The 25,961-nt window shown below is 69.3% G+C and carries 25 protein-coding genes and 2 pseudogenes; 12 read left to right on the top strand and 15 right to left on the bottom strand.

The genetic code is table 11. The annotated features are described in order from the left end of the window. The first annotated feature begins 171 nt into the window (after positions 1–171). From IE153_RS34305 to IE153_RS34295, 4 genes are all read left to right on the top strand, one after another. Positions 172–978, top strand: a complete 807-nt coding sequence (locus tag IE153_RS34305) for an SCO4651 family lipoprotein (protein WP_189593616.1) — start codon at positions 172–174, stop codon at positions 976–978. 194 nt (positions 979–1,172) lie between these two features. Then, complete coding sequence (locus IE153_RS42070) at positions 1,173–1,547, top strand: MOSC N-terminal beta barrel domain-containing protein (RefSeq protein ID WP_308432226.1); 375 nt, start codon at positions 1,173–1,175, stop codon at positions 1,545–1,547. Further along, positions 1,451–1,747: an MOSC domain-containing protein gene (locus IE153_RS42065; RefSeq protein WP_229829323.1), complete on the top strand. Its 297-nt coding sequence runs from the start codon at positions 1,451–1,453 to the stop codon at positions 1,745–1,747. The genes IE153_RS42070 and IE153_RS42065 overlap by 97 nt, the downstream gene beginning before the upstream one ends. A 134-nt stretch (positions 1,748–1,881) precedes the next feature. After that, a complete protein-coding gene (locus IE153_RS34295; RefSeq protein ID WP_189593615.1) occupies positions 1,882–2,622 on the top strand; it encodes a class I SAM-dependent methyltransferase in 741 nt (246 codons plus the stop codon). Positions 2,623–2,886: 264 nt separating this feature from the next. Here the strand turns inward: IE153_RS34295 and IE153_RS34290 are convergent, their stop codons facing one another. The 4 genes from IE153_RS34290 to IE153_RS42060 form a co-directional block, all read right to left on the bottom strand. Next, positions 2,887–3,453, bottom strand: a complete 567-nt coding sequence (locus tag IE153_RS34290) for a hypothetical protein (RefSeq protein WP_189593614.1) — start codon at positions 3,451–3,453, stop codon at positions 2,887–2,889. Positions 3,454–3,786: 333 nt separating this feature from the next. Further along, entirely contained in the window at positions 3,787–4,629 is an 843-nt protein-coding gene (locus IE153_RS34285) for an alpha/beta fold hydrolase (protein ID WP_189593613.1), read from the bottom strand. Between the two features lie 4 nt (positions 4,630–4,633). Further along, positions 4,634–5,251: a dihydrofolate reductase family protein gene (locus tag IE153_RS34280; protein WP_189593612.1), complete on the bottom strand. Its 618-nt coding sequence runs from the start codon at positions 5,249–5,251 to the stop codon at positions 4,634–4,636. Positions 5,252–5,325: 74 nt separating this feature from the next. After that, complete coding sequence (locus tag IE153_RS42060) at positions 5,326–5,895, bottom strand: hypothetical protein (RefSeq protein ID WP_229829309.1); 570 nt, start codon at positions 5,893–5,895, stop codon at positions 5,326–5,328. 36 nt (positions 5,896–5,931) lie between these two features. Between IE153_RS42060 and IE153_RS34270 the strand changes: the two genes are divergently transcribed. Together IE153_RS34270 and IE153_RS34265 are read left to right on the top strand one after the other, a co-directional pair. Further along, positions 5,932–6,621 carry a response regulator transcription factor gene (locus IE153_RS34270; RefSeq protein ID WP_189593611.1) on the top strand — a complete coding sequence of 230 codons (690 nt, stop codon included), beginning with the start codon at positions 5,932–5,934 and terminating at the stop codon, positions 6,619–6,621. Beyond that, complete coding sequence (locus IE153_RS34265; RefSeq protein ID WP_189593610.1) at positions 6,618–7,946, top strand: sensor histidine kinase; 1,329 nt, start codon at positions 6,618–6,620, stop codon at positions 7,944–7,946. The genes IE153_RS34270 and IE153_RS34265 overlap by 4 nt, the downstream gene beginning before the upstream one ends. A gap of 39 nt (positions 7,947–7,985) precedes the next feature. Here IE153_RS34265 and IE153_RS34260 read toward each other — a convergent pair whose 3' ends face one another. Next, positions 7,986–8,837, bottom strand: coding sequence for a CAP domain-containing protein (locus IE153_RS34260; protein ID WP_189593609.1), 852 nt, complete (start codon positions 8,835–8,837; stop codon positions 7,986–7,988). 541 nt (positions 8,838–9,378) lie between these two features. Between IE153_RS34260 and IE153_RS34255 the strand changes: the two genes are divergently transcribed. Beyond that, positions 9,379–10,581 (top strand): serpin family protein, encoded by a 1,203-nt coding sequence (locus IE153_RS34255; protein WP_189593608.1) that lies wholly within the window; start codon positions 9,379–9,381, stop codon positions 10,579–10,581. 367 nt (positions 10,582–10,948) lie between these two features. Then, complete coding sequence (locus tag IE153_RS34250; protein WP_189593607.1) at positions 10,949–11,869, top strand: NADP-dependent oxidoreductase; 921 nt, start codon at positions 10,949–10,951, stop codon at positions 11,867–11,869. Between the two features lie 497 nt (positions 11,870–12,366). Here IE153_RS34250 and IE153_RS34245 read toward each other — a convergent pair whose 3' ends face one another. Further along, a complete protein-coding gene (locus IE153_RS34245; RefSeq protein WP_189593606.1) occupies positions 12,367–12,972 on the bottom strand; it encodes a dihydrofolate reductase family protein in 606 nt (201 codons plus the stop codon). Between the two features lie 147 nt (positions 12,973–13,119). On the opposite strand from IE153_RS34245, the gene IE153_RS34240 reads away from it, so the two are divergent. After that, a complete protein-coding gene (locus tag IE153_RS34240) occupies positions 13,120–13,482 on the top strand; it encodes a hypothetical protein (RefSeq protein ID WP_229829308.1) in 363 nt (120 codons plus the stop codon). Between the two features lie 76 nt (positions 13,483–13,558). Here IE153_RS34240 and IE153_RS34235 read toward each other — a convergent pair. Together IE153_RS34235 and IE153_RS34230 are read right to left on the bottom strand one after the other, a co-directional pair. Continuing rightward, positions 13,559–14,100 (bottom strand): annotated as a pseudogene (locus IE153_RS34235) (IS5 family transposase); the annotation flags it as partial. 502 nt (positions 14,101–14,602) lie between these two features. After that, positions 14,603–15,061, bottom strand: a complete 459-nt coding sequence (locus IE153_RS34230; RefSeq protein ID WP_189593605.1) for a winged helix-turn-helix transcriptional regulator — start codon at positions 15,059–15,061, stop codon at positions 14,603–14,605. Positions 15,062–15,170: 109 nt separating this feature from the next. On the opposite strand from IE153_RS34230, the gene IE153_RS34225 reads away from it, so the two are divergent. Then, the gene (locus tag IE153_RS34225; protein ID WP_229829307.1) at positions 15,171–16,328 is read left to right on the top strand and encodes an MFS transporter; all 1,158 of its coding nucleotides are present in this window, start codon (positions 15,171–15,173) and stop codon (positions 16,326–16,328) included. A gap of 441 nt (positions 16,329–16,769) precedes the next feature. On the opposite strand, the pseudogene IE153_RS34220 reads toward IE153_RS34225, so the two are convergent. Next, a pseudogene (locus IE153_RS34220) lies at positions 16,770–16,866 on the bottom strand (LexA family protein); the annotation flags it as partial. Positions 16,867–17,308: 442 nt separating this feature from the next. Next, entirely contained in the window at positions 17,309–17,665 is a 357-nt protein-coding gene (locus IE153_RS34215) for a MerR family transcriptional regulator (RefSeq protein WP_189593603.1), read from the bottom strand. A gap of 427 nt (positions 17,666–18,092) precedes the next feature. On the opposite strand from IE153_RS34215, the gene IE153_RS34210 reads away from it, so the two are divergent. Next, the gene (locus IE153_RS34210) at positions 18,093–18,998 is read left to right on the top strand and encodes an NADP-dependent oxidoreductase (protein WP_189593602.1); all 906 of its coding nucleotides are present in this window, start codon (positions 18,093–18,095) and stop codon (positions 18,996–18,998) included. Between the two features lie 862 nt (positions 18,999–19,860). Beyond that, entirely contained in the window at positions 19,861–20,280 is a 420-nt protein-coding gene (locus tag IE153_RS34205; RefSeq protein ID WP_229829306.1) for an ANTAR domain-containing protein, read from the top strand. Here IE153_RS34205 and IE153_RS34200 read toward each other — a convergent pair. From IE153_RS34200 to IE153_RS34185, 5 genes are all read right to left on the bottom strand, one after another. Beyond that, entirely contained in the window at positions 20,277–20,642 is a 366-nt protein-coding gene (locus IE153_RS34200; protein WP_189593601.1) for an STAS domain-containing protein, read from the bottom strand. The genes IE153_RS34205 and IE153_RS34200 overlap by 4 nt on opposite strands. Before the next feature lie 438 nt (positions 20,643–21,080). After that, positions 21,081–21,806: an SDR family oxidoreductase gene (locus IE153_RS34195; RefSeq protein WP_189593600.1), complete on the bottom strand. Its 726-nt coding sequence runs from the start codon at positions 21,804–21,806 to the stop codon at positions 21,081–21,083. Positions 21,807–22,074: 268 nt separating this feature from the next. Beyond that, positions 22,075–22,209, bottom strand: a complete 135-nt coding sequence (locus IE153_RS42490) for a hypothetical protein (RefSeq protein WP_268251910.1) — start codon at positions 22,207–22,209, stop codon at positions 22,075–22,077. A gap of 80 nt (positions 22,210–22,289) precedes the next feature. Further along, positions 22,290–24,245 (bottom strand): APC family permease, encoded by a 1,956-nt coding sequence (locus IE153_RS34190; RefSeq protein WP_438817974.1) that lies wholly within the window; start codon positions 24,243–24,245, stop codon positions 22,290–22,292. Between the two features lie 447 nt (positions 24,246–24,692). After that, positions 24,693–25,685, bottom strand: a complete 993-nt coding sequence (locus tag IE153_RS34185) for a pentapeptide repeat-containing protein (RefSeq protein ID WP_229829305.1) — start codon at positions 25,683–25,685, stop codon at positions 24,693–24,695. Between the last annotated feature and the right edge of the window lie 276 nt (positions 25,686–25,961).

The raw sequence follows: 25,961 nt of genomic DNA, 5'->3' as shown, positions 1-25,961 counted from the left end.
GACGGGAAGGATACGTCAGCAGACTGACACCGCAGCGGCGGTCCTTGACATGGCTGTTCCGGGAACTGGGTTTCGCTCCCGTGCCTCCAGTGTTGTGCATGCCTCCGTAAGATCTCGGGCGAGGCGGTGCCGCAGTGGCCGAGTGCTCGCCCTGAAACCTCGGAGAATCCCATGCGCCGTCCACTCGTCCTCGCCGCTGTCGCTGCGCTCCTGTGTGCCGGCTGTTCCGCGGCCGACGCCGGAAACCGTGACAAGCCCGCGGCCACGTCACCGTCTGAATCGTCCTCCGGCTCCCGCTCCGCCGTACGAGCAGCCGTGGCGGCTCTCCGCGAGGGCAGTGCGAGGTTTCGCCAGGAGGTCGAACTGGAGGGTGAGGGCCGGGTGTACGGCCTCACCGTCACCGGAGGCTTCGACTTCGCCGCGGACAAGGGCCACCTGGCGGTCGAACTCCCCGGCGGCGCCATCGACCACAGCGACCAGGTCTTCGCGGACGGCAAGATCTACATCAGCGGCGCCCAGGGAATCGACGAGGATGCCTGGGGGGTCGTGCCCCGGGACGAGGCGGAGTCCCACTACCTGCTGCGGGCCCCGCTCAACGACCCCGAGCACGTCTTGGAGCAGATCGCCGCCATGCGCAAGATCTCCCGGGAGCGCGAGGAGAACATCCAGGGGGTGCGCGCCGTGCGTTACCGCGGCATCCTCGACCACCGGACCGTCACCCTGCGCATGGCCCCGGACGTGCGCACGAAGATGAACCGGGCTCGCGACACCCTGGGCAGCGACCTCCCGGTCTTCGCCGACGCGTGGGTCGACGGCCGGGGACGGCTGGTGCAGACCCGCATGAGCGTGAACATGTCCGGGGCCCGGTCGACACTGACCATGGCCCTCTCGGACATCGGTGAGCCGGTCCGCGTGACGGTGCCGCGGGCCGGGGACACGGTCCCCGTCTCCGAGGTCTCCGGCATCCTGAACGGCTGAGCCGGATCACCGCAGAACGGGCGGCCTGCGGCTCTGTCTGCCAGGGCGCCGCGGCTCAGGGCTCTTCGGCTCGCGGCCATGACGATGACACCGGCAGAACTGATCACGCCGTCTCCGGCCATCGTGCATGCCTGGTGCCGGACGCGCGGAGCTGCGCGCGAGACGTGGAACCGGGGGCGACGCCATTGATCGCTATGGGAACTGTGACGGCGTTGTACCGGTATTCGGTGAAGTCCATGCGGGGCGAGCCACTGGTGTCTGCCGTGGTGTTGCGCACGGGACTGTCTGGGGACCGGACGCACGCCGTTCTCGATGAGACCGGCGCGATCGGGAGTGCCAAGCACCCCCGTAAGTGGGGGCCCTTGCTGGGCTGTCGAAGCCGGGTAGCCGAGGATGACACCGTCGAGGTCGAACTGCCGGACGGCCGGAGTACGAGGGAGGTGTCCCGGATGCCGTGCGAGCGTCGGCGTCCGTGGACGACACCGGAGAGAAGATCACGGTCGGCAAGGTCGCGTCAGGAACGTTCTTCGACTTCGGCCGGGTCCACCTGGTCACCACCTCTTCGCTGACAACACTGCGATCCGCGCATCCCACCGGCGATGTCGATCCGCGTCGGTTCCGTCCGAACCTGCTGGTGGGCACGGGCGAGCTACCGGCCTTCGTGCAGGACAGCCGGCAGGGTCGGCGTGCACGGTCCGGCTGGGGGACGCGGTCACGCGGGAGGACGAATCGTGACCAGGCCGTCCGTCATGGCGGGGGTATGTGGTGACTCGGTCAAGCGGGCTATGGCGGCCAGGTGATCAGCGATCAGTTCCCCTCCGGGAGGCGCCGTGATCGCGGCAGTGGCGGAGGGCGGCCCGAATCGTGTTGACCGCCTACGGCACACAGTGCTGGAGTCGGCACGTGGACAGCATCCCCGCCAACCGGCGGCTCTGGAACCGGATCAGCAGCGCCTACCAGCACGAGCACGACCCGCACATCGGCGCCGCACCCCGGCTGTGGGGCATGTACTCCATCCCCGACGCGCACCTGCACGCCCTGGGCGACGTCACCGGCAAGCGCGTCCTCGAACTCGGCTGCGGCGCCGGCCAGTGGTCCAGGGCGCTTGCCGCCGAGGGCGCCACCGTGGTCGGGCTCGACCTGTCCGAAGCCCAACTCGCCGCAGCGGCCCGCGCGATGGGAGCGGCCCGCTACCCGCTGGTGCAAGGCGCCGCCGAACAACTCCCCTTCGCCGCCGACAGCTTCGACCTGGTGTTCTGCGACTTCGGTGGGCTGAGCTGGGCGCCTCCGCACCTGGCCGTCCCGCAGGCCGCACGCGTCTTGGGCCGAGGCGGGCGCCTGGTGTTCAACGTCGCCAGCCCCTGGTTCGAAGCTTGCTACGACGAAGCGGCCAGCCGCGTGACCACGACGTTGCAGCAGGACTACTTCGGGCTGAACACCATCGCCGAAGACGACGGCGCGACCAGCTATCAGCTCACCTACGGCGACTGGGTCAAGGTCCTGCGCGGCGCGGGTCTCATCATCGACGACCTCATCGAGCCGCGGCCCGAACGCGGAACACCCAACGGCTACAACGAAACCGACCCACCCGACTGGGCACACCGCTGGCCCGCGGAACTGCTCTGGGTAACCCACAAACCGTAGGTTCCGCCCCCCGAGATGTGAAGGCACCCCCTCGCCGGACAGACCCTAGGGGCCGGGTGGCCTGCGGACAGTCTTGCTGGTGATGTCCAGCCCCAACTGTGCTGGTCGTGGACACCCGCCTCACCCAACTCCGGACTCCGGGTCCCCAGTGGGCAGCCGTCTCCCGCGTCAGCGTTGCGGCGGCGCCCGCTGCGGTCCGCCGCGACGCCCTCCTCACGTTGCCGGGCCCTTCGCCTTCCGCAAGGACTCCTCGGCAGGAACGACCTACTCCAACGCGGACTTCAGCGCCATCGCGGTGGGCCCTGAATCGTTGGAAGGAACCTTCCAACGAAACGCGACGCCGTCGCCGTCGACGTAGACGAGGGTGCCGCCCTTCTCGACGCTGGTGATGTCGAATGCAACGGTGTTGACCTGGTAGGTGTTGGCCCGCACCGCTGGCTTGCCACCGCCATCGTTGAAGCCGACGGGAGCGACACTTCGTGCCCCTTTGCTGTTTCCGGCCTTGATGGTCTTCCCGTCGAGCGTCTTCCACCGGAAGCCGCCCCGCACGGCAGTGGTCGTCACCGACTCCTCGGCCCGATTTCCGGCTTTGAACGTGACCACAGCGAAGAGACCGTGCTCTGGAGCGTCGGCGCCGGCTTTATCGACGTAGACGACGGTCTCTGGGGTGATCTGCGCGGTGCCCTTCCCGTCGGCGCCAGCAGTGTCGGCGGTCTTTCCGAAACTGAGCGCGGGGCGAGGGCTCGGCTGCGGATCACTCGTGCCCTCAGAGCAGGCAGCAAGACTCAGACAGGTTGCGGCGAGCACAGCAGCTCCGGCGACATGGCGCATGATCCCCCCGGACCGACACAGACGCAGTAGGCAATTGCTGGGCCACGCTAGCAAGTCACTGGAACTTCGTTGCCCCGCAGTGCTGAACCCGAGGGGGGATCGTCAGTCGCTCGGACGACCATGCAGACATTCTCGGCGTGGAGCCCCGCCCCGGCCGGCAGACCGTTGCCGAAGGGTGAGCGGCAAACTGAGTGGTGCGCTTCTCCCCGCGTGAATTCAGGGATCGACGTGCTCGGCTGCGGTTTTCGGGAGGAGCACAGTTCACGTCCTTCGTCCTCGGGGTCCGGCTTGGACGGCCGTCCCGCCGGGTAGAGCAGCAGGGACCGCCGTCCCCTAACCCAGCGTGAGTATCGCCTCGGTGACCTCGTCGGCCGCCGCATCGGGGACCGCGGTGGCGGCCTCCTCGAGGACGAGCAGCCGTGCCCCGGGGATCACACGCGCGATCGCCTCGCCGTTGCCGACGGGGAAGAACCGGTTGCGGCGGCCGTGGACGACGAGCGTGGAGACCTCGATCTCGGGCAGGCGCTCGCGCCAGCGCGGTCTGCAGTCGAGCCTGGAAAACACCATGCCCATCTGGTTGGCCATCTGGACCGGGGGAGCGGTACCGGGCGTGCGGTCCCAGACGCGGGCGGCGATGGCCCGCGCGGCGACGGGGTCGTCACCCAGGATCTCAGCGCCGGCGGCGGCGAACTCCGCAACCGCCTCGCGGTCGGCCCAGTCGGGCATGGGGCGTGCGAACAGCCGGCTCATCGTCACCTGGTCATGGTCGGGGAGGTCGTCGTCGGGCGGGCCAGGGGCAACCGGCCGGGTGCCGACCAAGGTGAGCGCCGAGAACGCGCTCGGGTGGTCGAGGACGGCCACCTGGGCGACCATCCCACCGACGCCGATCCCGGCGAGGTGGGCGGGCCCCCTGCCGAGCGCGTCGGCAAGGGCCGCCGCGTCGGCGGCGAGGTCGCGCAGGGTGTAGGCGGGCGCCTGCGGATCCGTTGTCGTGGACTTCCCGCTGTCGCGCAGGTCGTAGCGCACCACGGGGCGCCCGCCGGCGGCCAGGCGCTCGCACAGCGCGTCGGGCCAGGAGAGCATCGTCGTCCCGCCGGCGAGCAGGACCAGTGGCGCGTTGTCGTCACCGAACGATTCGATGCCCGAAGTGATTCCCCGGGCGTTGACCGTGGTCATCGGATCACCCGGAGACGTCGTAGGTCAGGTGCGTGGCAGTCGACGTCGAGATCACGCTTCGCTGCACCAGCGTGCGCGGCGCTCCACCAGTGAACAGGGGCGTCCCGGCGCCCAGCACCACGGGCGCGAGGTGCAGCGACAGCACGTCGACCAGCCCGGCCTCCAGCGCCGAGCCGACCGTTGCGCCGCCGCCCATGAGGATCACATCGAGGTCCTTGCCACCGGCCGACGACGCCGCCTCGGCTCGCACGCGCGCGGTGGCGACGGCGTCGGCCAGACCGGTGGTGACGAACGTCCAGTCGAGGTCGGTGAGCCGCACCGACGTCGGTGGCGTGCTCGTCACGACGACGAATGCGGGCTTGCCGACCTCGCCGGCACCATAGCCGGTTGAGCCGTCCCAGCCTTCTGGCCCGTCGACCACATCGAAGAGCCGGCGACCGAGGATGACGGCGCCTGAGCGGGCGGTCGCCTCGCACAGGACCCGACGGTCCTCGGGGTCGTCGGAGAACGCCCAGGTGTGCAGGGCTTCGCCGCCCGTGCCCAGACCGTTGCGCGGGCCGGGGTCGGGCCCGGTGACGAAGCCGTCCAGAGAAACCGAGATGTCAGCGATGATGCGAGTCATACCAGGGCAGACCCGGCCGGCTGCACAAACTCATCGCTCACCCTCGGACTGCAGAGAGTTCCTGCAATGGGGTGTCACCACGACACCTCGCGGACGTTGGCTCGGCTCTGTGGCTGGGTCGTGGCGGTGACTTCCGACCGGTGGCGGCTGGCCGAGAACGTCACCTTGAGTGTCTGTGCCTGGGTCCGGCTCGTGCTCACCGTGAACCCCTGGTTCGGCACGGCCGAGATCAGGCAGACCGCGTCGTCGCCGAACCGCACGGTGGCCTTGCCGCCCTCGGACGCCACCGTGTAGACGCCGACGCCGCCTTCCTGGCACCCCGAGCCGTCCGCGCCGGTCGACGCCCCCGGGGTGCTGGTGCGGGCGGTGGGTGTCGGCGTGGGCGTCGGGCTGGGATCGGTCGCCGGCTCGCTGCTCCGGGGCGGCGGGCTGGGCCTGCGGCTGCTCGCCGAGGGACTCGGGGAGGGTTTCGTGATGGTGGGGCTGGGCCGCGGGGGCTTCAGGGGCTTACTCGGCGCGGACTGCGCGACCGGCGCGGTCGGCCGGGTCGACCCCACCACGAAGTGAATCGTGAGGATGACAGCGGTGACACTGGCTGCCGTGCAGGCCAGCCATATGATCAGGTAGCGCAGGAGGCGGGACACGACACCATAGTGACGGACCGGCTAACGTGCCTGCTCATGGCCTCCGTACTTGTCGTCGAGGACGACCCCGTCATCCGGGCCGCGCTGATCGAGGTCCTGACCGGGCACGGCTACGCGGTCAGGACCACCCATCAGGGTTTCGAGGCGCTGCGTGAGATCACCCAGAGCACGCCGGACATCGTGGTGCTGGACCTGGGGCTGCCCGATCTCGACGGCCTGGACGTGCTGCGGATGATCCGGGGCATTTCCCGCGTGCCGGTCCTGGTCGCCACCGCCCGTGACGACGAGAGCGAGATCATCCGGCTGCTCAACGCGGGGGCCGACGACTACCTGGTCAAGCCGTTCTCCGGCGGCCAGCTAGCCGCCCGGCTCGCCGCCGTGCTGCGCCGGTCGGCGCCCGCCGACGTGACCGCGGCCCGGCGGCCCGTCCTGCAGGTGGCAGACCTGCGCATCGACCCGACGGCGCGCACCGCGCACCTGGCCGGCCGGGAACTGCCCCTGACCCGCCGTGAGTTCGATCTGCTCGCCTACCTCGCCGCCCACGCCGACCAGGTCGTCACCCGGCAGCGCATACTCACCGAGGTGTGGCAGCAGCCGTACGTCGAGGACCAGACGGTCGACGTCCACCTCTCCGCGCTCCGCCGCAAGATGGGCGAGAAGGCGCGAAAGCCCCGTTATCTGCGCACGGTTCGCGGCTTGGGCATCAAGTTGGTCAGCTCGCCATGAGACGTGCCCTCGCCGGGATCGCCCTGGCCGTCACCTCGATGGTGGCCCTGTCCTTCCTCATCCCCCTCGCCCTCCTCGTGCGCGAACAGGTACGGGACCGGGCCACCACGGCTGCCGAGCAGCGGGCGTCCGCCCTGTCTCCGGTGCTCGCCCTCACCACCCGGCGCGCCGACGTGCAGCAGGCCGTCGCCGAGCTCGGTTCCTCCGACCAGCTCGTCGTGCGTCTGCCCGACGGCAGCTTCGTCGGCACGCCGCACGCGCCCGAGGACGCGCTCGACCGGGCCGTGCGCGGGCGCGAGACGCTGGCCGTGGACACCGCCGGCGGCTGGGTCTACCTCCAGCCCGTCGTCCTGCAGGGCGACCGGGTCGCGGTCGTGGAAGCCTTCGTGCCGTCCGCAGATCTCACCCGGGGCGTGGCAGCGTCCTGGGGCGTCATGGCGCTGCTCGCGCTGGGTCTGGTCGGCGGTTCGGTACTCGTGGCCGACCGGCTCGGCGCCCGCGTCGTCCGCTCCTCGCGCACCCTCAAGCGGGCCTCACTGGCTCTCGGCTCCGGCGACCTGGACGCGCGGGTCGAACCCGACGGCCCGCCCGAACTGCAGGAGGCCGGTGCGGCGTTCAACACCATGGCCGACCGCGTCCTCGACCTGCTCGCCGTGGAACGCGAGCTGGTCGCCGACCTCTCGCACCGGCTGCGCACCCCGTTGACTGCTCTCTACCTGGAGGCCGACCGGATGGGGTCGACGCCCAGCGCCCGGCGGGTCGCGGAGGCGGCCGGCCAGCTGGAGAGCGAACTGGACTCGATCATCGCCGCGGCCCGTACACCGCTGGCGTCTGCGCAGTCGGCCCGTGCGGCGACCGGCGCGGTGAAGGCGTGCGATGTCGCGGAGGTGGTCGCCATGCGTCTGGACTTCTGGTCGGTTCTCGCCGCCAAGCAAGGACGGCCCTACGAGCGTTCCCTCACGCCGCGACTGGTGCCCGTCGCCTTCCCCGAGGACGACCTCTCGGCCGTCGTCGATGCCCTGATCGGCAATGTCTTCCGGCACACCCCGGAGGGCACCGCCTTCGCCGTGCGCGTGGAGCGGGCGGACCGGCACGTGTTCCTCACGGTCGACGACGCGGGACCGGGCGTGGCGGACCCCGACGCAGCGCTCACGCGGGGTGTGAGCGTCGGCGGTTCGACGGGGCTGGGCCTGGACATCGTGGCCCGGGCGTCCCGCGCGGCGGACGGCGAACTGACGATCACCCGGGCGCCGTTGGGCGGCGCCCGGGTGCGGGTGTCGTTCGTACTGACTGACGTGGGAGGGGCCGGCGGCGGGGTGAGGTGACCGGGGTCGGTGACCGGCACCGGCGGGTGGTGAGCGAGGTCAGCGACCGGCGCCGAAGTTCTGCGTCCACCAAGGGCCGCCGTCGCCGAAGTGGACGCCCACGCCCAGCTCCTTGAAAGAGCAGTTGAGTATGTTCGCGCGGTGTCCGGGGCTGTTCATCCAGGACTTCATCACCGAGGCGGCGTCCGCCTGGCCCCGCGCTATGTTCTCGCCCAGGGTCGACCACTGGTACCCCGCGGCCTCGACCCGGGTCGTCATCGTCGAGCCGTCGGGGCCGGTGTGGGACATCACGCCGCTGCTCGCCATGACGTCGCTGTAGTCGTCGGCGGCCTGGGTGAGCCGGTCGTTCGCCGTGACCGGCGAGCAGCCGGCCGCGGCCCGCTCCTTGTTGACGAGCGCGAGCACCTGGGCCTCGGTCCCGCCACCGGACTGGGAACCCGACCCGGAGTCCGATCCGGTGCCGCCCGGCCGGATGCTGCCAGAACCGCTTGCCGACTCGCCGCCGCTGCTCTTCGCCACCGTCCCCACGGGTGCCTTCGACGCGGGGAGGGACGTCTTCCGTGCATGGGGGGTGGGGCTCCCCGACTGCTTCCGCTTCTGCTTCGGCTTCGCGCTCGGCGAGCTGCTCGCCGTGGTGCTCGGGCTCGCCGAAGCAGAGGCGAGCGGCGCCTCACCGCCGGCGGCGTCCCCGGCGCCCGGCGTCCCGTCCGTGCTGTTCGCGACCACCCGGTTTGACGTGTCGCCGTCCTCGCCGCTGACGACGGCCAGGGTGATCCCGACGCCCGCGATCGCAGCGACGGCTCCGATGGCCAGCGCGGGACCACGCGTCTTCGGCCCACTGCGGGGGAGGGCGCGGAAGCGGGACGGGCGAGCGGCTCGGCGGGAACCCATGCAGGACACCTCGGTTGGTCGGTGGGCTGACTCGGCCCCGTGTCCGGTGGCCGCGATCGCGGCCACCGGACCTGTGGGGGGTGTTCGAGAGCCTAGGACCCGGCCGGGGCTCAGACCTCCGTTCGAAGGTCATCTTCAAGAAGCCTTAAGAGAGCCGCCAAAGTCCGCTGAGGAACGGGTGGAAGCGGCCCCGCCTGTCACGCGCCGGCCTGGTCTCCGCCGTTTGCTCACCCGGGACACCCACCTACCTGTACAAGCCCTCACGCAGCGGAGCTGCCGCATCTCCCGCCTGGCAGGCGCCAGGAGGCGGCCGAGCCGTACCGCAATGCGGCGGTGCTGCGGCGGCAGCAGACAGAGCAGTCGGCCGACGCGATCGGTCCCGCCGCCCAGCAGCACACGCCACAGCCCAACCCGGGCCGGGATCCGGAGTCCCCGGCCGGTGAGCGTCCTTCCAAGTCCCCGGCCCTCATAACCTGGTACAGAGGGGCCGGACGAGTTGGAGGGCGCGTCTCCTCCTAGGCGCGCTGACGATGGGGGTGGGATGGGAGTCGCGACGACAACGGTTCGTGCGGTGAACGGATTGACCGCGCGGTGGGCGGGTGTTTCGGAGGACGGCACGGTGTTCTCGGCGGCGGGGGTATGGCCGCTGCTGGCCCACTTGGCCAACGGGGCCGAGGGCGCGGCGCGAGCCGAGCTGGCGGAGGCTCTCGGGCTCCCTGCCGGGCAAGCGAGCGACGCCGCACGTGAGTTGCTCGCGGCGATGGGCGCCATGCGGGGACTGGACACAGCTCTGGGGCTATGGACGAAGCGAACGCTGGAGTTGAGGCACGAGTGGGAGGCGGGCCTGCCGGCCGACGCCCATGGGGTGCTTACCGGTGACCCTGCGGCCGACCACCGGGCGCTGGACACCTGGACGGTGAAGCGGACCGGCGGGCTGATCGACCGTATGCCGGTCACGCTGACCGAGGACACGCAGATGGTGCTGGCGAGCGCGCTGACCATGCGCACGCGGTGGCTGAGCCCCTTCCACGAGGTGGAATTGGAGACGGCGTACGAGCCCTGGTCCACCAAGCCGCGGTTGGGCCTGCGGCGCTCCAGCGCCGTGCTGGACCGGGTCGGGGTGGCGGACACACTCGGCGGATACGTCACGGAGTTGAAGGTGCTGGGGAACAATGCCCTGGACGTGCACCTGCTGCTCGGCGAGAAGGACATGAAGCCGGGGCAGGTACTGGGAGCCGGGGTCGACATCCTCGCCGGCCGGTATGCGGTCGTGCCGGGGCTGCAGCTGCCGTACGGGAACGTGGGCCCCGGCCTGTGGGTGGAGAAGGTGCGCTGCAGGCGGCCCGAGCCGCCGTCGCTGAAGGTGACGACCGTGGCATACCACATGAACGCCAGCCATGATCTGCTGAAGCTGCACCGGCTGTTCGGGCTCACGACGGCACGGGACATCTCGCGCGGGCACTTCCCCGGCATCAGCGACTCTCCGCTCGCCATCGGGTCGGCCGAGCAGAACACGATGGCGAAGTTCGGCGCTCTGGGTTTCGAGGCCGCCGCGGTGACGGCGTTCGGCGCGGTCCCCGGCGGTCTACCCGACCTCCGCTACGTCACCACCCAGATCAGTGCCGCATTCGACCTACCCTTCGGCTTCCTCGCCGTGCATCGCCACACGCGGCTCGTGCTGACCGCGGGCTGGGTCACAGATCCCTTGCCGTCCCCCGAGTATGGCTGGGAGGACGAGCGGTGAGCGGGGCGACGACGCACATCGTCCGCGCGGCCAGGCGGTCGGTGCCCGCCCGTTCGCTGCCGTTCGGGCAGGGCCTACACCCGCACGCCGACCGCATTGAGCCCGGCCTGCTGGACGACGGCGCCGACCCGGGCACGGCACGGCTGGCCACAGCGCGGGCGAGAGCGTCGACGCGTTCGTCGCGGCTCATCTTCGACCGGCCGGGGACGTCGTTCACAGACGTCACGCTCAGTGTCCTCGTGAGTAAATGGCCCACTCGAAGTGGTAAGGAATGGCCCACATGCTTGGGCTGCCTGGACCTTATGGTCGAAGCTGAGCACCGTGGCGCACGCCAGCGCCCACCTCCCGTACCTCGGAGGAAACCCTCATGCAAGCCATCACCGTCCAGGACCGAGAGGCCGGTGCCGGCGGCCTGGTCCTCGGCGAGCTGCCCCACCCGCACGCCGCGGAGAACGACGTGATCGTGCAGGTCCACGCCGCCGGTTTCACGCCGGGCGAGCTGGACTGGCCCGGTACTTGGACCGATCGGGCCGGACGCGACCGGACCCCGAGCGTGCCCGGCCACGAACTGTCCGGCGTCGTCACCGAACTCGGCTACGGCACCACCGGTCTGACCATCGGGCAACGCGTGTACGGCCTGACGGACTGGGCCCGCAACGGCACGCTGGCCCAGTACACCGCGGTCGAGGCCCGCAACCTCGCCCCGCTCCCCGCCGACGTCGACCACGTCACGGCCGCCGCGCTGCCCATCTCCGGACTCACCGCCTGGCAGGCCCTGTTCGACCACGCCCACCTCCAAACCGGGCAGAGCGTCCTCATCCACGGCGCCGCGGGCGGTGTCGGCTCGATCGCCGTGCAGCTGGCCCGCGCGGCGGGCGCCCAGGTGATCGGCACAGGACGCGCCGGCGACCGCGACACCGCACTGGGTCTGGGCGCCCACGCCTTCGTCGACCTCCAGGCCGAGAAACTGGAGGACATCGGCGAGGTCGACGTGGTGCTCGATGTGATCGGCGGCGCAATCCTCGAGCGTTCCACCGCTCTGGTCCGCCCCGGCGGCACCCTGGTCACCATCACCGAGCCGGTCACCGTCCACCCCCGCGACGGACGTGCTGTCTTCTTCGTCGTCGAACCCGACCGCGTCCGCCTGAGCGACCTCGCCCATCGGGTGCGGGACGGACGCCTCAATCCGATGATCGGTGACGTGCGGCCGCTCACCGAAGCGGTCGCCGCGTTCACACCGGACAAGCGGACTCACGGCAAGACGATCATCCGCGTCGCCGAGGACTGAGCCGGCGAGCCGCATCAACTCGGCTGCCGCTCGGCACGGGGCGGGCCCTGACCGGACGGTGCGTACGAGGCCAACCAGTAGGGCGCGAGGATCCGCAGCACACGCGTATCCACCATGCTGCGGTTGCCCAAGGACTCGCAAAGGGCCGTGAGAGTGCCTGTCAGGGACACGACGCGAGACCGCCCGAACGCCCGCAGGCTGGAGCACTGTCGCACGACCACGAAGTGAGAGAACCCACAACCGCAGCAGGAACACACGAGGACGGTCCTCGGTGACGAGGGGGAGTGGGCAGGGCGTCTCCCCCTGCTGGTCCGCCGGCTCGTAGCGATTCATGCGTCACAGCCTGCCAAGCGGCCGCGGGGCATGTGTCCTTGACGACCGCCGACACTGTCGCTGGACCGGGCGTCCTGACGTTGGCCGTTCGCCCCCTACGAGGTCTGGCTCCGTGCCCGCCGGCGCCGGCCTGGCGGCTGTCCAGGCCGGCGGACGGGGCGACGTCACGCAGGGACGCCTAGCGGCGGGTGCTCGAGCACGCGGGGCTTGTACTCGACCAGCTGGATGCGGCCGTCGAAGGTGCGGTGCTCGGTCATCTCGAGGGCAATGTCCGGATAGCCGTCGTAGATGCGTTCTTCGCCCGTGGCCCCGGTGATCACCGGGAACATCACGACACGGAAGCGGTCGACGAGTCCGGCTCGTAGCAGGGACCGGCACAGGCTGAGGCTGCCGATCGTGCTGAGGAGCCCGGAGCCACCCGACTTCATGGTGCGAACCGCCTCGACGGCGTCGTCGCGGACGAGCGTGGAGTTGGCCCACGTCAGTGGCTCCTCGAGTGAGGAGGAGAACACCACCTTGGACGCTTGCGTGAGCTCGTCGACGGATGCCTCTTCTTCGGGCCTGAACTCGTCTTGGCCACTCGGGACCTCGCCTGCGGCGAAGCCCGACATCAGGCGGTAGGTGTTCGCTCCCATCAGGTAGGTGGCCTCGGGCTGCTCGCCGAGCCATGCGAGGTACTCAGGGCCCTCGAGGCCCCAGAACCCGGGCCATCCCTCTCCCGATGCGTGGCCGTCGAGGGAGGTGATGAAGTCGACGAGAAGCTCCGACATGGCGGTGTCCTTTCCTAGGGTGCTACGAGCTTGGACCGGCCGGGAGCCAGAAACTCATCGGCCGCGCTGTGGAGTGACGAGAAAACTCATGACGCTGCAGCCGATCAGGTCGGCGGAGCAACACCGCTTCGGGGGCCGGAGACTTACATGATTGCGCTGTGCACGCAGTCGGGTGATGATCCCCGCGCGATCGGGAACGGCGGCTTGGGTTCGCACGGCATCGGCCCGCGCCAGGCGGCGGCGCTGTGCGACTACGGCGTGCACAGCGTCGGCCTGTTCGCCGCGATCTCGCCCGCCACGGTGCAGCGGCTCCTGGGCGGCCGGCCCGGCCGCTCGCCGCGCCCGAGGCGTCGACCCGCGCCCGGTCGTCCCCCGCGCTGCCCGCCCCCGCCGCATAGCCTCGACACCGCCCGCGAATCCCGTCTGGTGTCCGAAGCCGCCATCGACCGCGTCCGCGACGAGTACGGGCCTGACGCCATCGGCCCCGCCGCCTTCCGCCACGCCTCATGACCAGGACCCGGCCAGTGCGGCGGGGGTCAAGCCTGTGCTGCTCGATCCACCCTGCTGGCACCGACTCTGGTCACGCGGGCATCGTGTGCTTGATCTGGCGTCTGCGCAGGTGGCGCTGGTTGCGGCGTGACGAGTACGCCTTATCGCCCCCGATGTGGTCGGGCCGGGTGCGCGGTCGTCCACCAGCCTGCCGGGGCACGCGGATCTCCTCCAGCACGGGAATCATCTGGGGTGCGTCCCCCCACTGGCCGGGCGTGATGACAAACCCGAGAGGGCGGCACCCGCCTTCCCCGGCAAGGTGGATCTTGCAGGTGAGCCCGCCTCACGAGCGTCCCAGGGCCTCATCGGACCGGTGACGCGCCGGTCTCCTTCGCCGACCCGGAATCTTCGGGGCACGAGTGGAGGCATCAGCCGCATGCTGATGAGCGCGGCAGGTCGTGGAATCGACGCTGACCATGCTCCAGTCGATCCGGCCTTCGGTATCGGCGTCGGCCTGGACGGCCTGTGGGATGTTCTCCCACGGCCGTCCGTCGACCACCTGCGATGACGGTCATGAACCCTCTTCCACCTGCCGAAGCGGGGCGGCAGGTCCCGCCAAGGGAGGCAGGTCCGCTGCCGGAGGCAAGTTCGGCAATGGTGCGCACACGAAGGCGGCGTACGACCTGTGGCCGGACACGGATGAAACGGCCCCCCTCGAGACCGGTCGAGTCGGAGAGGAGTCGGTCTTCCTCGCGCACAGTGGATCGAGTGGCACGGTCTACGGCTGCAGCAGGTCCGGCACCGTCATCGCCCGAGTCGGAGTGGAGGACGCGGGCGCGGATCCCACAGACGCCCATGACGCGCTGGCTGCCACTCTCAAACGACTCCAGCACGTCCAGGGAGGCCGGCGGGCCACGGCGACGGCGCACGAGATCGCCGCAATGGCGCAGACCCAGCGCTAGTTGTTGCGGGCCAGGAGGTTGTTGACGCCGGCCGTAGGGGGCCGCAGCGGTCGGGCTTGCTCTGCGCCAACGGCACAGTGACCCACCGAGAGGCGTTACCCACCATCTTGCGGTTGTCCCGGCGTTGACGGCCGAACACGTCGCCGGCCGCCTGGAGTGTCAGGTGGCTTCCTTTGGGGTCAGCGATCGTGCAGCACTGAGGTGGTATCGACATCCATGGGCCTGCCGTGCGCGTCGGTGGGACGCAGCTCGGGGAGCGGGAGACCGCTTTCATCAACGAGAACTGAGTGAGTTTCAGCTGGCGCGAAGGCGTGCCGTTCGCCCCACTGACGCGCAGCCACGATGACGGTGAAGAGGTCTCGGCCCGCCTCAGTGAGGACGTAGTTCTGTCGCCGCCCCGTCGGGGCGGTCTGACGATCGAGGATCCCTCGTTCGACCAAGCGACGCAGCCGGTCGGTGAGGATGTTGCGCGCGATTCCGGTGCGGTGTTGGAAGTCGGTGAATGCTCGCGCACCGTCCATCGCGTCGCGAATGATCAGCAGGCTCCATCGATCTCCGACCAGGTCGAGGGTGCGCGCGACGGGGCAGGCGGGGTCGGTCCAGGACATCCCCTCGGCACGGGGCGCTGTGCGAGCCATCACTCCTCCTAAAGAGTTGCGGATCACAACCATTCTGTCTTACCTTCATTTTGGTTGCAATATGCTACTCATTGGAGGGGTGCTGGTGAGTCTTACGTCTTGCCGGAGGATGCTGTTCGCCGTGATCTGTGCGGTCGCGGTCGCGACGATCTACGTTGCGCAGCCCGTACTGGCCCAGATCGGCGACGACCTGGGCCTACCGGAAGCCGACTTGGGATGGATCGTCACCACAGGGCAGCTCGGCTACCTGATCGGCTTGGCCCTTCTTGTCCCTCTGGGGGACATGTTCGACCGGCGCAAGCTCATTGCCGTGCATCTTCTCCTCGCTGCGGTTGGCATGGCCCTGGCCGCACTCGCCGCCCAGCTCTGGCTCCTGCTTGCCGGGCTGGCCACCGCAGGCTTGTTCGCGGTCGTCGTTCAGATCACTGTGGCCTTCGCCTCCGACCTGTCCACGGCAGCGGAACGCGGCCGCACACTCGGCGCCGTTACCTCTGGTGTCATCATCGGCATTCTCGGAGCGCGCGTGCTCGCGGGCAGTCTCGCTGCACTCTGGGGATGGCGAAGCATCTACGTGGTGCTCGCCGTGCTCCTCATCGCGCTTACCTGCTTCGTGCTGAAGCTCCTACCATCCGACCCGCACAACGTCCGGGTCACGTATGGCGCGGTGCTGATCTCGGTGAGTCGCCTGTTTCGTGAGCGCCTGTTCGTCTCGCGGGGACTGATTGCATTCTTCCTGTTTGCGTCCTTCGGCGTGCTGTGGAGCGGCCTGGCTCTGCCGCTCGCAGCCGGGCCATGGCACCTGAGCACGACCCAGATCGGCCTCTTCGGTATCGCCGGGCTCGCCGGGGCGCTGGGCGCCTCTCGAGCCGGGCAGGGGGCCGATGCCGGCCGCGCCAACGTCATCACAGGCGGCGCACTTGTGCTCCTGACCGCTTCATGGCTGGCGACCGGACAAGCGTCCTGGTCGCTCTGGGCGGTCGTCGTCGGCGTGATCGTCCTCGACTTCGCGGTGCAGGCAGTACACGTCAGCAATCAACACCTGCTCACGGCCGCATATTCACACCAGACGAGCAGCGTCATCGGCGGCTACATGCTCTTCTACTCCTTCGGCTCCGCCGTCGGGGCAACCGGCACCACCGCGGTGTACTCCGCCACAGGGTGGGCGGGATCGAGCCTCCTCGGCGCCGCCTTCGCCCTCTGCGCACTCATGATCTGGGCCGTCGACCGACAATCAGCCGCCGACACGCAACGAGACATGCTCGTGTAACTGCCTCGTCCCGTCCCGCGAAGCCCCGACCTGTATGGAAGGCGAATCAATACATGACCCATGCGAACGCACCGCTCTCCGCAGAGGTAGGCGCCGGTTGAGGTGGAAAAGCAGCTGCGCCAGATCGTCCGGAACCTGTAGCTACGACCGGAAACACCACTACAGCCAGCGAAGTCGGAGGGGACATCGACTCTGCGGCAGGTGAGGCTTGGTCGGCGTCTTGTCCGTTCACTGCTGCCGTCGGTCGCTGGTCGCTGGTCGCTGGGCGGGGCCGAACGCCCCACCGGACCGCCGGAGACGTCCTCACCGGGGCCAGAGTGATGCGGCAGGCGCGGGAGCTGCACGACATGGCGGGCATCCCGGCCGTGAGGATGGGCTGCACGGCGATGCCTGATCGGCGCCGCGTATTACCTAGCAGAAGGGGCGCAGGCCCCGGTGGAGGAACCCCCTTGCGCTCCAGTGCCATCAGCTGGTGTGCGACTGACGATGTGCTGGACAGTCCGGCCGCCTGGCCGACCTCCCGCATCGACATCGGATTACGCCGCTGCCGGACCCCTGACGCCTTTAGCCACTGGTGCCGCCGCCGGTGAGGCGCACACGACTTGTCGCGCAACCGCTGCGGATGCCCGCGGGGCTGGAGTCAAATACTCTGCCCTACCGACGCACCCGACAACTCCAGCGTGCTGGCGAGCGAGCCTTACAGGCCCGCACCTCTCCCACCGCCCGCGGCGGGCCGGCCGTGCCGCGGCCGCGACGGTCACCGGCGGCAGTCGGCGCGGCCGAGCCCAGACGCACCACGGCCGATCCGCAGGAGGGAGCCGAGCCGGAAGCTACACCGCCTCAGCGGCTGGACTGGGCACGCCGCTTGAGCTGGTCGCCGCCCTCGTCACGGACCCGACCGGGTGGGGAGGCCTGTCCACGTGCGATGTCGTCCGGTAGATGCCGGATAGGTCGGGGCCCCGCCCCTCGCGACGGGTTGATCAGTCCTGCACCACCTTCGCCGCGGTCACATTTTCGATCACGCGGCCGAGTTTGGTCTTGGCCCGGGTCAGGTCCTGGATGCGTGCGGCGATGCGGTCGCGTTCGATGATGAGCTGGTCGAGCATGGCGGGGGTCGCGACGCCGGTGCTCACGCACGGCAGGAGTTCGACGACGGTACGGCTGGAGAGGCCGGCCGCGAAGAGGTCCTGGATGAGCTGGACCCGCTCCAGCGCTTCGTCGGGATAGTCGCGCTGGCCACCAGGCGTCCGCGCCGATTCCAGGAGCCGCTGTTCCTCGTAGTAGCGCAGGGCCCGCACGCTGACCCCTGACCGCCTGGCGAGCTGTCCGATGCGCATAACGCAGGTCACTCCCTTCCCGCTCGTACCTCACGTCGACGTCAGGTTTAGGCTAGCAACACCGGCTCCGTGGGCAGCCCTGGGGGCCGATCGAACCGTTGCCGGCGCAGAGATTGATCATGACCCGGTGGCGGACCCGCGGGCGTTCACGCAGTTCACGTACGTGCGGCAGTCCTCGCGTCGTGCCGGGATCGCCGAGCCCGCCCGAGGGCACATGGGTGTCGACCGTGATGGGCGGCGTGATCCCTCGTAGTGGCGCAGGCCCCCCACGCTCACCCCCGCCCGCTCGGCAACCTCACCCATCCGCGCCTGCCCTCCTCCGGCCGGGCGGCAGTTGCGGCTTGCACCTCACGTCAACGTCAGGTTCTAGAGTGACGAGCGTCGGATGAACACGTCATTCCGGCCCGTCAAAGTAAGGCAGACCATTATGCGCGCAGCCCGGTTCCACGAATACGGCGGAGCGGTGAGCCTGGTGATCGAGCAGGCCCCCGACCCCCACCCCGGACCCGGTGAGATCCGTGTCCGCGTCGCGGCGGCCAGCGTCAATCCCATCGACTGGAAACTGCGCGCCGGCGCCCTGCACCAGCTGATTCCCCTGGAGCTGCCCGCCATTCCCGGGCGCGACGCCGCCGGTGTGGTCGACGAAATCGGTGACGGGGTGCAGGGGGTGAGCATCGGCGACCGCGTCTTCGGGCTGGGCGGCGTCACCGGCGCGACCGCGGAGCTGCTCATCCTGTCGGCCTGGGCGCACACCCCCACCACGTGGAACGACGAGCAGGCCGCTGGTGCCGGTCTCGCGTCCGTGACCGCGATAGGTGGACTGAACGCGCTCGGCTCCCTCGCGGGGCGCACCCTCCTCGTCGAGGGCGCCGCCGGAGGCGTGGGCAGCGCGGCAGTCGAGATCGCGATAGCACAAGGTGCCGCTGTGATCGGGACAGCCAGTGAACGCAACCACGAGTTCCTCACCTCTCTCGGCGCCGTTCCCACCACCTACGGCCCCGGCCTCGCTCAGCGCCTCCCCACCCTCGCTCCGCACGGCGTCGACATCGTGCTCGACACTGCGGCCTCCGGCTCCCTGGACGACCTCGTCGCGATCGCGGGGGACCCGAAGCGCGTCGCGACGGTCGCCGACCATGCGGGCGGGCAGCGCCTGGGCACGCAGGTGGTCAACGCGATGAACGATTCCACTCTCCTGTCCGTGGCGGCGGGACTGGGCGGGCAACGCCGCTACACACCCCGTATCGAACAGGCCTACCCCCTGGAGCGGATCGCCGACGCCCACGCGCACGCCGAGCGTGGGCGCACCCGAGGAAAGATCGTGATCTGCATCTGAACAGGCCGATCTGTATCTGAACAGTTCCACGAGGTGGGTAACTCGCAACGTGCGGGCCTGCGTAGCGAGCGTGCCCTCGATCGGTCTCCTTCGCATCAATACGAGCGGCTCGTCACCTGGCTGTGCGATCGTCAGGCTGCAGCCGCCCGGGTCCATTGAGATGTTGCACTTGGGTGGAAACGGCTGAGTCTGCGTCAACCGGGACTTCGAATCGACATCGATGTCGGTCTGCTCGAGTGTCACCGTGCCGTCTCCGTCAGGAAGATCCGCCGTGTACTAGAGGCCGATCAGGCGCAGGCGCACGCTGGGTCGTCGGGGGAGGCTTCGACACGGTGCTTGAAGCCCCCCGGAAGTCCACGGACAGCACCTCGGCCCCGACCTTCAGGGGAGTGTCGATGGCGAGCGAGCTGCAGGGGACTTCAGCGCCGATCGGCGCAAGCGTGGCCGTGAGGCAAGTCCTTCGCGTAGCGGGAACGGGGCGGGGACCCGTCTTGCACCCCAGCCTTCAGCCTGCTCCCGCCCGAAGCCGACACCGCCACCCGCACGGCCCCGGGTTCACCCCTGGGGCCGGGGCCGGCTCCGCGGGTCACACATCCGTACGACAGGCCCGCTCGGACCCTCCCCCGAGGGCAAGTCGGCTCGTCGCTGACCCCGGTTGGCGCAGCTGTACCCGCTCCCTACCGGGCGAACAGACAGACAGCGGTGCTCACCGTGCTGGAGCCGATCAGGAGGAGCGTGACTTCTTCGGCAGCTCGTGGACGTCGGCGTCTTCGCCGCGGGAGGCCCTGCCTTTATGTACGGACTTGCGCTGGCGAAGAACCCTGCTCTCACAGCGGTGTGATCTTCACTGCGCTGGCAGGTCTTGCAGCTCGGCGAGCGGGCAGGCGTACTGGAAGCAGACCCCCGCCCCGTGCTGGGAGAGCTGGTGATGACGGCGTTCCGCGCGCAGCGGCCCCTGACTGCTGCCGGCCAAGAGGATGCATTGGCGCGGCTGGGGGCTGAGGTTGCGCAGCTGAGGCAGGCGGTTGGTTCGCATGCGGTGGTCGACCAGGCCATCGGCGTCCTCATCCCGCTGTACGGGATTGGCCCGCAGGACGGGTTCGAGGTACTGCGGGAGGTATCTCAGCACACGAACATCAAGGTGCGTGCCCTGGCGGAGATGGTGATCGACTGGGGGCTGGGTGCGGCCCTGCCGCCATCAGTGGCCACAGAGCTCGACAAGGCCGTCCAGCGGCATCCACGTGCCGATGGCCACCCTGATCCTCCTCAGGAGGCGGGTTAGGCGGTCAGGGCCTGTTCGACGCTGGGGTGGCAGGAGATGAAGGTGCCGACGCCGGTCACCTGGAGCACGCGCAGGACAGCAGGCGGGGCGCCGGCGATGCGGACCCACCCTTGTACGTCTTTGGTCTGCAGGTGGGCGGCGATCAGGACGTTGATGCCGCTGGAGTCCATGAAGGTCACATTGCTGAGATCAGCGACGATCCGTGTCGGCACCGTCTCGCCCGCACCCAGCAGCGCCTCGCGGAATGCGCCCTGGACGTCGCGGTCGATCTCGCCGCGCAGGGTCACCACACGGACCCCGTCGATCACTCGGTGCTCGGCAGAGAGATGGTCGGGCTGGTCTGCTTGCTCGGTACGGGTCACGGTCTCCTCGACTGCGATCTAGGCTTGCCCTTGTCGGAGCGGGGCGCGGTGATTCTGCCCCAACGCTACGGCCGGATGCACCCAGGCGAGCATGCGCGCACGATCAGCGCGACATGCATGGCGGTACACGCGGTACCCGGGCACCGGCGCGTAGGAAGTGAGGACAAGGCCATTGCGATCTGATGCGGACGGTGACCGTACGGCGCCGGACAAGCACGTGATGCGCGCCGGCTACGCCCTTGCCGACCCGCCCCGCAGCGACATCACCGGTCCGGCCTCGATGTAACGGCCGACGCCCGATGAGGCCGGTGAAGCGCACCTCACGGTAGAAGGGGCCCGGACTCATGACCGGGCGGGTCCGGGCCGTTCGCGCAAATCCGCGGGGGACGCTACCGGCGGACCCGACCGTGCCGCCGGCACCGGGGCCGCGAGCCGCGCTCAGGCCAGTCCGCCCGTCGCCCGCAGGTTCTGGCCGGTGATCCACCTTCCCTCCGGACCCGTGAGGAACGCGACGACAGCGGCCACGTCGGACGCCTCCCCGAGTCGGCCGAGAGGTGTCATGCCGGCGACCGCCTGGAGCGCCTCTGGGGGATTGGTGCCACGGAGCATTTCCGTGTCGGTCGCGCCGGGGGAGACGTTGTTGACTGTGATGCCCCGTGGTCCGAGCTCTCGGGCGACGACCGCGGTCAGTTGCTCGATCGCGCCCTTGCTGGCGGCGTACGGCCCGATACCCGGCACTGGACGCACGGTGTTCATGGTGGAGATGTTCACGATCCGCCCGCCGTCGCGCATCCGCCTGGCTGCGTAACGCATCGTCAGGAAGACCGCCCTGGTGTTGACCCCCATCACGCTGTCGAATACCTCCACCTCCGTCTGGGCGAGCGGGGCCGGGCTGAAAACCATCGCCGCGTTGTTGACCAGGATGTCCAGGCCGCCGAGATGCTTCTCTGCGGTTTCCATCAGCCGCTCTGGCGCGTCCGGCTTCTTCAGGTCAAGGCACACTGCCCGAACCTTGCCACCGTCCGCCTGGACGACGCGGACGACGTCGGCGGCGGCTTCCTCGCTGGTGGCGTAGTTGAAGACCACATCGGCCCCGTCACGGCACAGGCGTTCAACAATCGCCCGACCGATCCCCCGGGATCCGCCCGTGACGACGGCCGTCATGCCTTTGAGCACTGTTCCTCCACGCTGGCGAGAAGGTGGTGTGGGACCTTCGAACGTACTGATGCCACCGCTCTCGCTCAACGGCCTTCGCCGGCAGGATCCGCCGGACAAGCCCTTGGTAGCCCTGGTGGACCCGACTCTGGCGCGCCCACTGCGGACAGGTAGCTGCAAGGCGAAGCGGCGGACAGCATCGGTGAAGGCATGGAAGCGAGTGTTGGTGAGAGGCCGACCGGCCGGCCCGGTGACTCGAGGCCAAGAATCAAAGGCCTCAGGGCCTGTAGATCATTTCGATGAGGCCGGCTGTGATCAGGGCCCAGGCAGCGAGCCCCCACAGCCACATGGAGTCGGTGAGGTACCCGGCGGTTCCCAGTGCAGCCATGAGCAGGAGCAGGACGTACTGCATGCGCCGGATGCCACGGTCGGGCTGGTAGGGCTTTGTCCATGCTCCTGCTGCCTTTCATCTGCCCATCGCAGGTGGTGCGTTCAGTCGCCGACGTGGATGCCGGGGCGGCGGTCGGGGTCGGGTTCGTTGCTGCGGATGATCTCGCGGGTGACGGGGGCGGTGTCGCCGCGGCCGAGGAGGAAGTAGCGGAACATGTGGACCAGGGGGCTGCCTTCGGCCCAGGCGAAGTAGCAGTGCGGCCGCACACCGGTGGCGTTGCGCAGTGCCAGCAGGATGGCGGCGATGGCGTTGGGCGCTGCCGGGGCCTGGGCGCGCAGGATGCGGTAGCCGTCGACCTCGACGCCGTGGACGGTGAGGGTGTCGCTGAAGTCGGAGGGGTCGACGACGTCGATCTCGAGGAAGAGCACGTCGGCCGGGCCCGGCACCGGGTTGGTGCCGCGTTGTTCGCGTTCCTTGGCGCTGTACTCGGCGGCGTCGCCGGCCTGGCGGCGGTTGGTGATGATGTTGATGGACTGGTCGTGGGCGAGCGTGTCGGTGATGAAGTGGCGGGCGGCTTCGTCGAAGACGATGCTGTCGGCGCGCAGTTCGGTGGTGCGTGATACGCGGGAGACGAGGGACACGGTGATGATGCCTAGGATGAAGAAGCCGGAGATGGCGATGCCGTCGGGCTTGTCGACGATGTTGGCGATCAGTGCGTAGAGCAGGACGGCGGTGAGCAGGGTGAAGCCGATGGTGGCCGGGCGTCGGTGGTTGCGGGCGACGAAGACGGTGACGGCGAAGGCGCCGGAGACCATCATGGCCAGGATGCCGGTGGCGTAGGCGCCGGCCTGTTTGTCGACGTCGGCGTCGAAGGCAATGGTGATGATGATGCACAGGGCGGTGTAGACGAGGACGACGGGGCGTACTGCGCGGCCCCATTCGGGGGCCATGCCGTAGTCGGGCAGGTAGCGGGGCACGATGTTGATGAGTCCTGCCATGGCGGAGGCGCCGGCGAACCACAGGATGAGGATGGTGCTGATGTCGTAGACGGTGCCGAATGCCTCACCGACGTGTTCGTGCGCGAGCCAGGCCAGGGCGCGGCCGTTGGCGGCGCCTCCGGGCTCGAACTCGTCCTCGGGGATGAGGACGGTGGTGACGAAGCTGGCGGCCAGCAGGTAGACACTCATGATGAGCGCTGCGGTGGTGAGCAGCTTGCGGGTGTTGCGGATACGGGCCTTGAGGCGCTGTTCGTCGTCGGCGCCGTCGGCCGCGACCAGCGGCATCATGCTCACACCGGTTTCGAAGCCGGACAGTCCCAGCACCAGCAGAGGGAAGGCCAGCAGGGCGGGGCCCGCGAGATCGCCGAAGCCGCCGAGGTCGGTGAGGGAGCCGGTCCACGCCGACCAGGCGTCGGGATCGGTGAGCACGTGGGCCACGCCGACGCCGATGACGACGGCGTTCAGGGCGAGGAAGACAGCCACCAGGGGGATGGCCACCTTGACCGCTTCGCTGAAGCCCAGCAGGAACACGCCGCCGAGGATCACCAGCAGCGCCACCGTCAGGGCCACCTCATGGCCGTGCAGGGCGGCGGGGAAGAAGGGGTTTTCCACCACGTGCACGGAGGCGTCCGCGGTGGACAGGGTGATGGTGATGATCCATGAGGTGGCCACGAAGCCGAGCAGGACCAGGACGAACAGCTTGCCCCACCAGAACGGCAGCAGGTCCTCCAGCATCGCCACCGACCCCGCACCGTTCGGGCTCTGCCTGGCCACCCGGCGATACATCGGCAGCATCCCCAGCAACGTCAAGGCCACGATCAGCAGCGTCGCCAGAGGCGATACGGCCCCCGCCGCGAGGGCAGCGATCGCCGGGACGTAGGCCAGGCTGGAGAAGTAGTCGACGCCGGTCAGGCACATCACCTTCCACCAGGCATGCGGCTCGGCATGACTCTCACCGGCCGCCGGCCCCACCGGCTGCACCCGGTGACGCAACAGCCACCGAGCCGCCGCACCGGTCGGCTGCGCCCGCAGCGCGGGACTGTCCACCGTCTCCGGCATCACCGGCCCACTCGCCTCGCTCATATCCCCATGCCCTCTTCAGCCTGTCTGTCGGATCGAACGCCGCACGCCACCGCCTACCCGCTGGTGCGACGATCACTGAGTATGCGCCCTGCCGACCGCTGCCCGGCACCTCGGCACTGGTAGTGGATGAGATGCCGGTGGGCTGTCAGGGCCGGCTGAATGATCAGTACCATGCTGCGCCGGAGGGCGCGGTGAGGGTGCAGACGACAGGCCGATGAGGACGGCGGAGTAGCCCTAGCGCCAGGTGAGTTGAGTGATCAGGACTGCCTGTGGCGAGTGCGGCGTCGGCGCGTACCAGCGGTTCGGTTTGCAGGCGGTGGACCAGGGACCAGGCTGGAGTCGACAAGTTCCTGCAGCTTGCCGGCCTGCGGCGGCAGGCTGATGGTGAGTTGCTCAGCCGACCTACCTGCCGTCTGGGGTCAGCTACCAGGTGGGAGGCAGACTCAGCCCGGCGGGCAGAGGAGATTGCGGCAGGCCACCGGGAGCCACGCCTGAAGCAGCCGATAGGTCAACCGTGCCGCCGGTAAACCTCGCGCCACCGAAAGTGACCAAGCCGCTGGTGAATTCAGCGTTGTGGAAGCTGACCGTGCCGCCTGCAAACGCGCCAGCGAAGGTGACGGTGCTGCCGGAGAACCTTGCAGTTTCGAAGGCAACCATGCCGTCGGCAAACGTCGCGCCATCGAAAGTGACTGTACTTCCCGTGAACTTCGTGGCGAAGAAGATGACCGTGCCACCGTCGAACCTTGCGCCGTCGAAGGTGACCGCGCCGCCGATGAATCCTGCGCCCCTGAAGGTGACCGTGCCACCAGTGAATTCAGCTTCGTTGAGGCAGACCCAGCCACCAGTGAACTCCGCGCCGTCGAAGGAAACCCTGCCGCCGGCGAACTCTGCGGCAGAGAAGTCCCCGCCGTCGAACACGACGCCGGTGAAGTCGAAGTCGTATCCCTGCCAGGAGCGCGGGTGGGGGTGTGACAGGCGGAGATGGTCGCGGATCAGTCGGATGATCGTGTGCCGGACCTCTCGCAGTGCCAGGTAGTCGTGCCGGGCGGCCGAGTCGTCGGCTGCCACCTCGGACTCTGCTGAGTAGGGCAGGCGCAGGTAGGCGCACAGCACGTCTATGCAGGTCTGGCGGAGCTCCCGGCTGGGCGCGTCGTCGGCGAGTCCAGCCAGGGCATGCACGCCGCCGAGACGGACCGCTGCGGAGGCGTCGCCGAGCTGCGACACAGCCACGGTGAAACGCTCGGTATGCAGTCGGGTCGCCTCACGCACGGCACCGTCCTCGTCGACCCGCTGACGTCGGTAGGCAACCACCAGGGCCACCAGAGCGCCAGCCCCGGCCACCACACCGAAGGAGAGCTTCACCAAGTCGAAGAGCGTCTTGGAGTCGATGCGACGCTCGGTCTTGAGTTCCCGCACGCCGAGTAGGTCCCACCCAGCCAAGAACACACCCGTGGCAACAGCGGCTGCGGTGAAAAACACCAGCGGTAGGACCACCCACACGTGCCACAGGCGGAGGCTGCGCTGTTCTGCCCGCCGTCGGGATAAGGAGAGTCTCACAATCGACAGGACGGCCCCACCGCTGCCGCCGGTTGCGGCAGCGGCTTGACCAGCCCACGCCGGCTACACGCGCTCGGCTGCGGTCTCTCGGTGTGGGGTCGGTGGTGGTGAGAGTCGGTGGTGCTGGTGTCGTGG

The organism is Streptomyces massasporeus, assembly GCF_014648995.1.
GTDB classification, from domain to species: Bacteria; Actinomycetota; Actinomycetes; order Streptomycetales; family Streptomycetaceae; genus Streptomyces; species Streptomyces massasporeus.
Note: the sequence above shows the minus strand (reverse complement) of the source record. Positions and strands in the feature narration are given on the sequence as shown.

Bases quoted from the DNA above. Each gene is read 5' to 3' on its own strand.
- IE153_RS34215 (WP_189593603.1), bottom strand. From the start codon at position 17,665: ATGCGCATCGGACAGCTCGCCAGGCGGTCAGGGGTCAGCGTGCGGGCC.
- IE153_RS34305 (WP_189593616.1), top strand. From the start codon at position 172: ATGCGCCGTCCACTCGTCCTCGCCGCTGTCGCTGCGCTCCTGTGTGCC.
- IE153_RS34265 (WP_189593610.1), top strand. From the start codon at position 6,618: ATGAGACGTGCCCTCGCCGGGATCGCCCTGGCCGTCACCTCGATGGTG.
- IE153_RS34260 (WP_189593609.1), bottom strand. From the start codon at position 8,837: ATGGGTTCCCGCCGAGCCGCTCGCCCGTCCCGCTTCCGCGCCCTCCCC.
- IE153_RS34250 (WP_189593607.1), top strand. From the start codon at position 10,949: ATGCAAGCCATCACCGTCCAGGACCGAGAGGCCGGTGCCGGCGGCCTG.
- IE153_RS34285 (WP_189593613.1), bottom strand. From the start codon at position 4,629: ATGACCACGGTCAACGCCCGGGGAATCACTTCGGGCATCGAATCGTTC.
- IE153_RS34245 (WP_189593606.1), bottom strand. From the start codon at position 12,972: ATGTCGGAGCTTCTCGTCGACTTCATCACCTCCCTCGACGGCCACGCA.
- IE153_RS34225 (WP_229829307.1), top strand. From the start codon at position 15,171: ATGCTGTTCGCCGTGATCTGTGCGGTCGCGGTCGCGACGATCTACGTT.
- IE153_RS34290 (WP_189593614.1), bottom strand. From the start codon at position 3,453: ATGCGCCATGTCGCCGGAGCTGCTGTGCTCGCCGCAACCTGTCTGAGT.
- IE153_RS34270 (WP_189593611.1), top strand. From the start codon at position 5,932: ATGGCCTCCGTACTTGTCGTCGAGGACGACCCCGTCATCCGGGCCGCG.
- IE153_RS34195 (WP_189593600.1), bottom strand. From the start codon at position 21,806: ATGACGGCCGTCGTCACGGGCGGATCCCGGGGGATCGGTCGGGCGATT.
- IE153_RS34255 (WP_189593608.1), top strand. From the start codon at position 9,379: ATGGGAGTCGCGACGACAACGGTTCGTGCGGTGAACGGATTGACCGCG.
- IE153_RS42070 (WP_308432226.1), top strand. From the start codon at position 1,173: ATGGGAACTGTGACGGCGTTGTACCGGTATTCGGTGAAGTCCATGCGG.
- IE153_RS34230 (WP_189593605.1), bottom strand. From the start codon at position 15,061: ATGGCTCGCACAGCGCCCCGTGCCGAGGGGATGTCCTGGACCGACCCC.
- IE153_RS34210 (WP_189593602.1), top strand. From the start codon at position 18,093: ATGCGCGCAGCCCGGTTCCACGAATACGGCGGAGCGGTGAGCCTGGTG.
- IE153_RS42490 (WP_268251910.1), bottom strand. From the start codon at position 22,209: ATGCAGTACGTCCTGCTCCTGCTCATGGCTGCACTGGGAACCGCCGGG.
- IE153_RS34240 (WP_229829308.1), top strand. From the start codon at position 13,120: ATGATTGCGCTGTGCACGCAGTCGGGTGATGATCCCCGCGCGATCGGG.
- IE153_RS34190 (WP_438817974.1), bottom strand. From the start codon at position 24,245: ATGCCGGAGACGGTGGACAGTCCCGCGCTGCGGGCGCAGCCGACCGGT.
- IE153_RS34280 (WP_189593612.1), bottom strand. From the start codon at position 5,251: ATGACTCGCATCATCGCTGACATCTCGGTTTCTCTGGACGGCTTCGTC.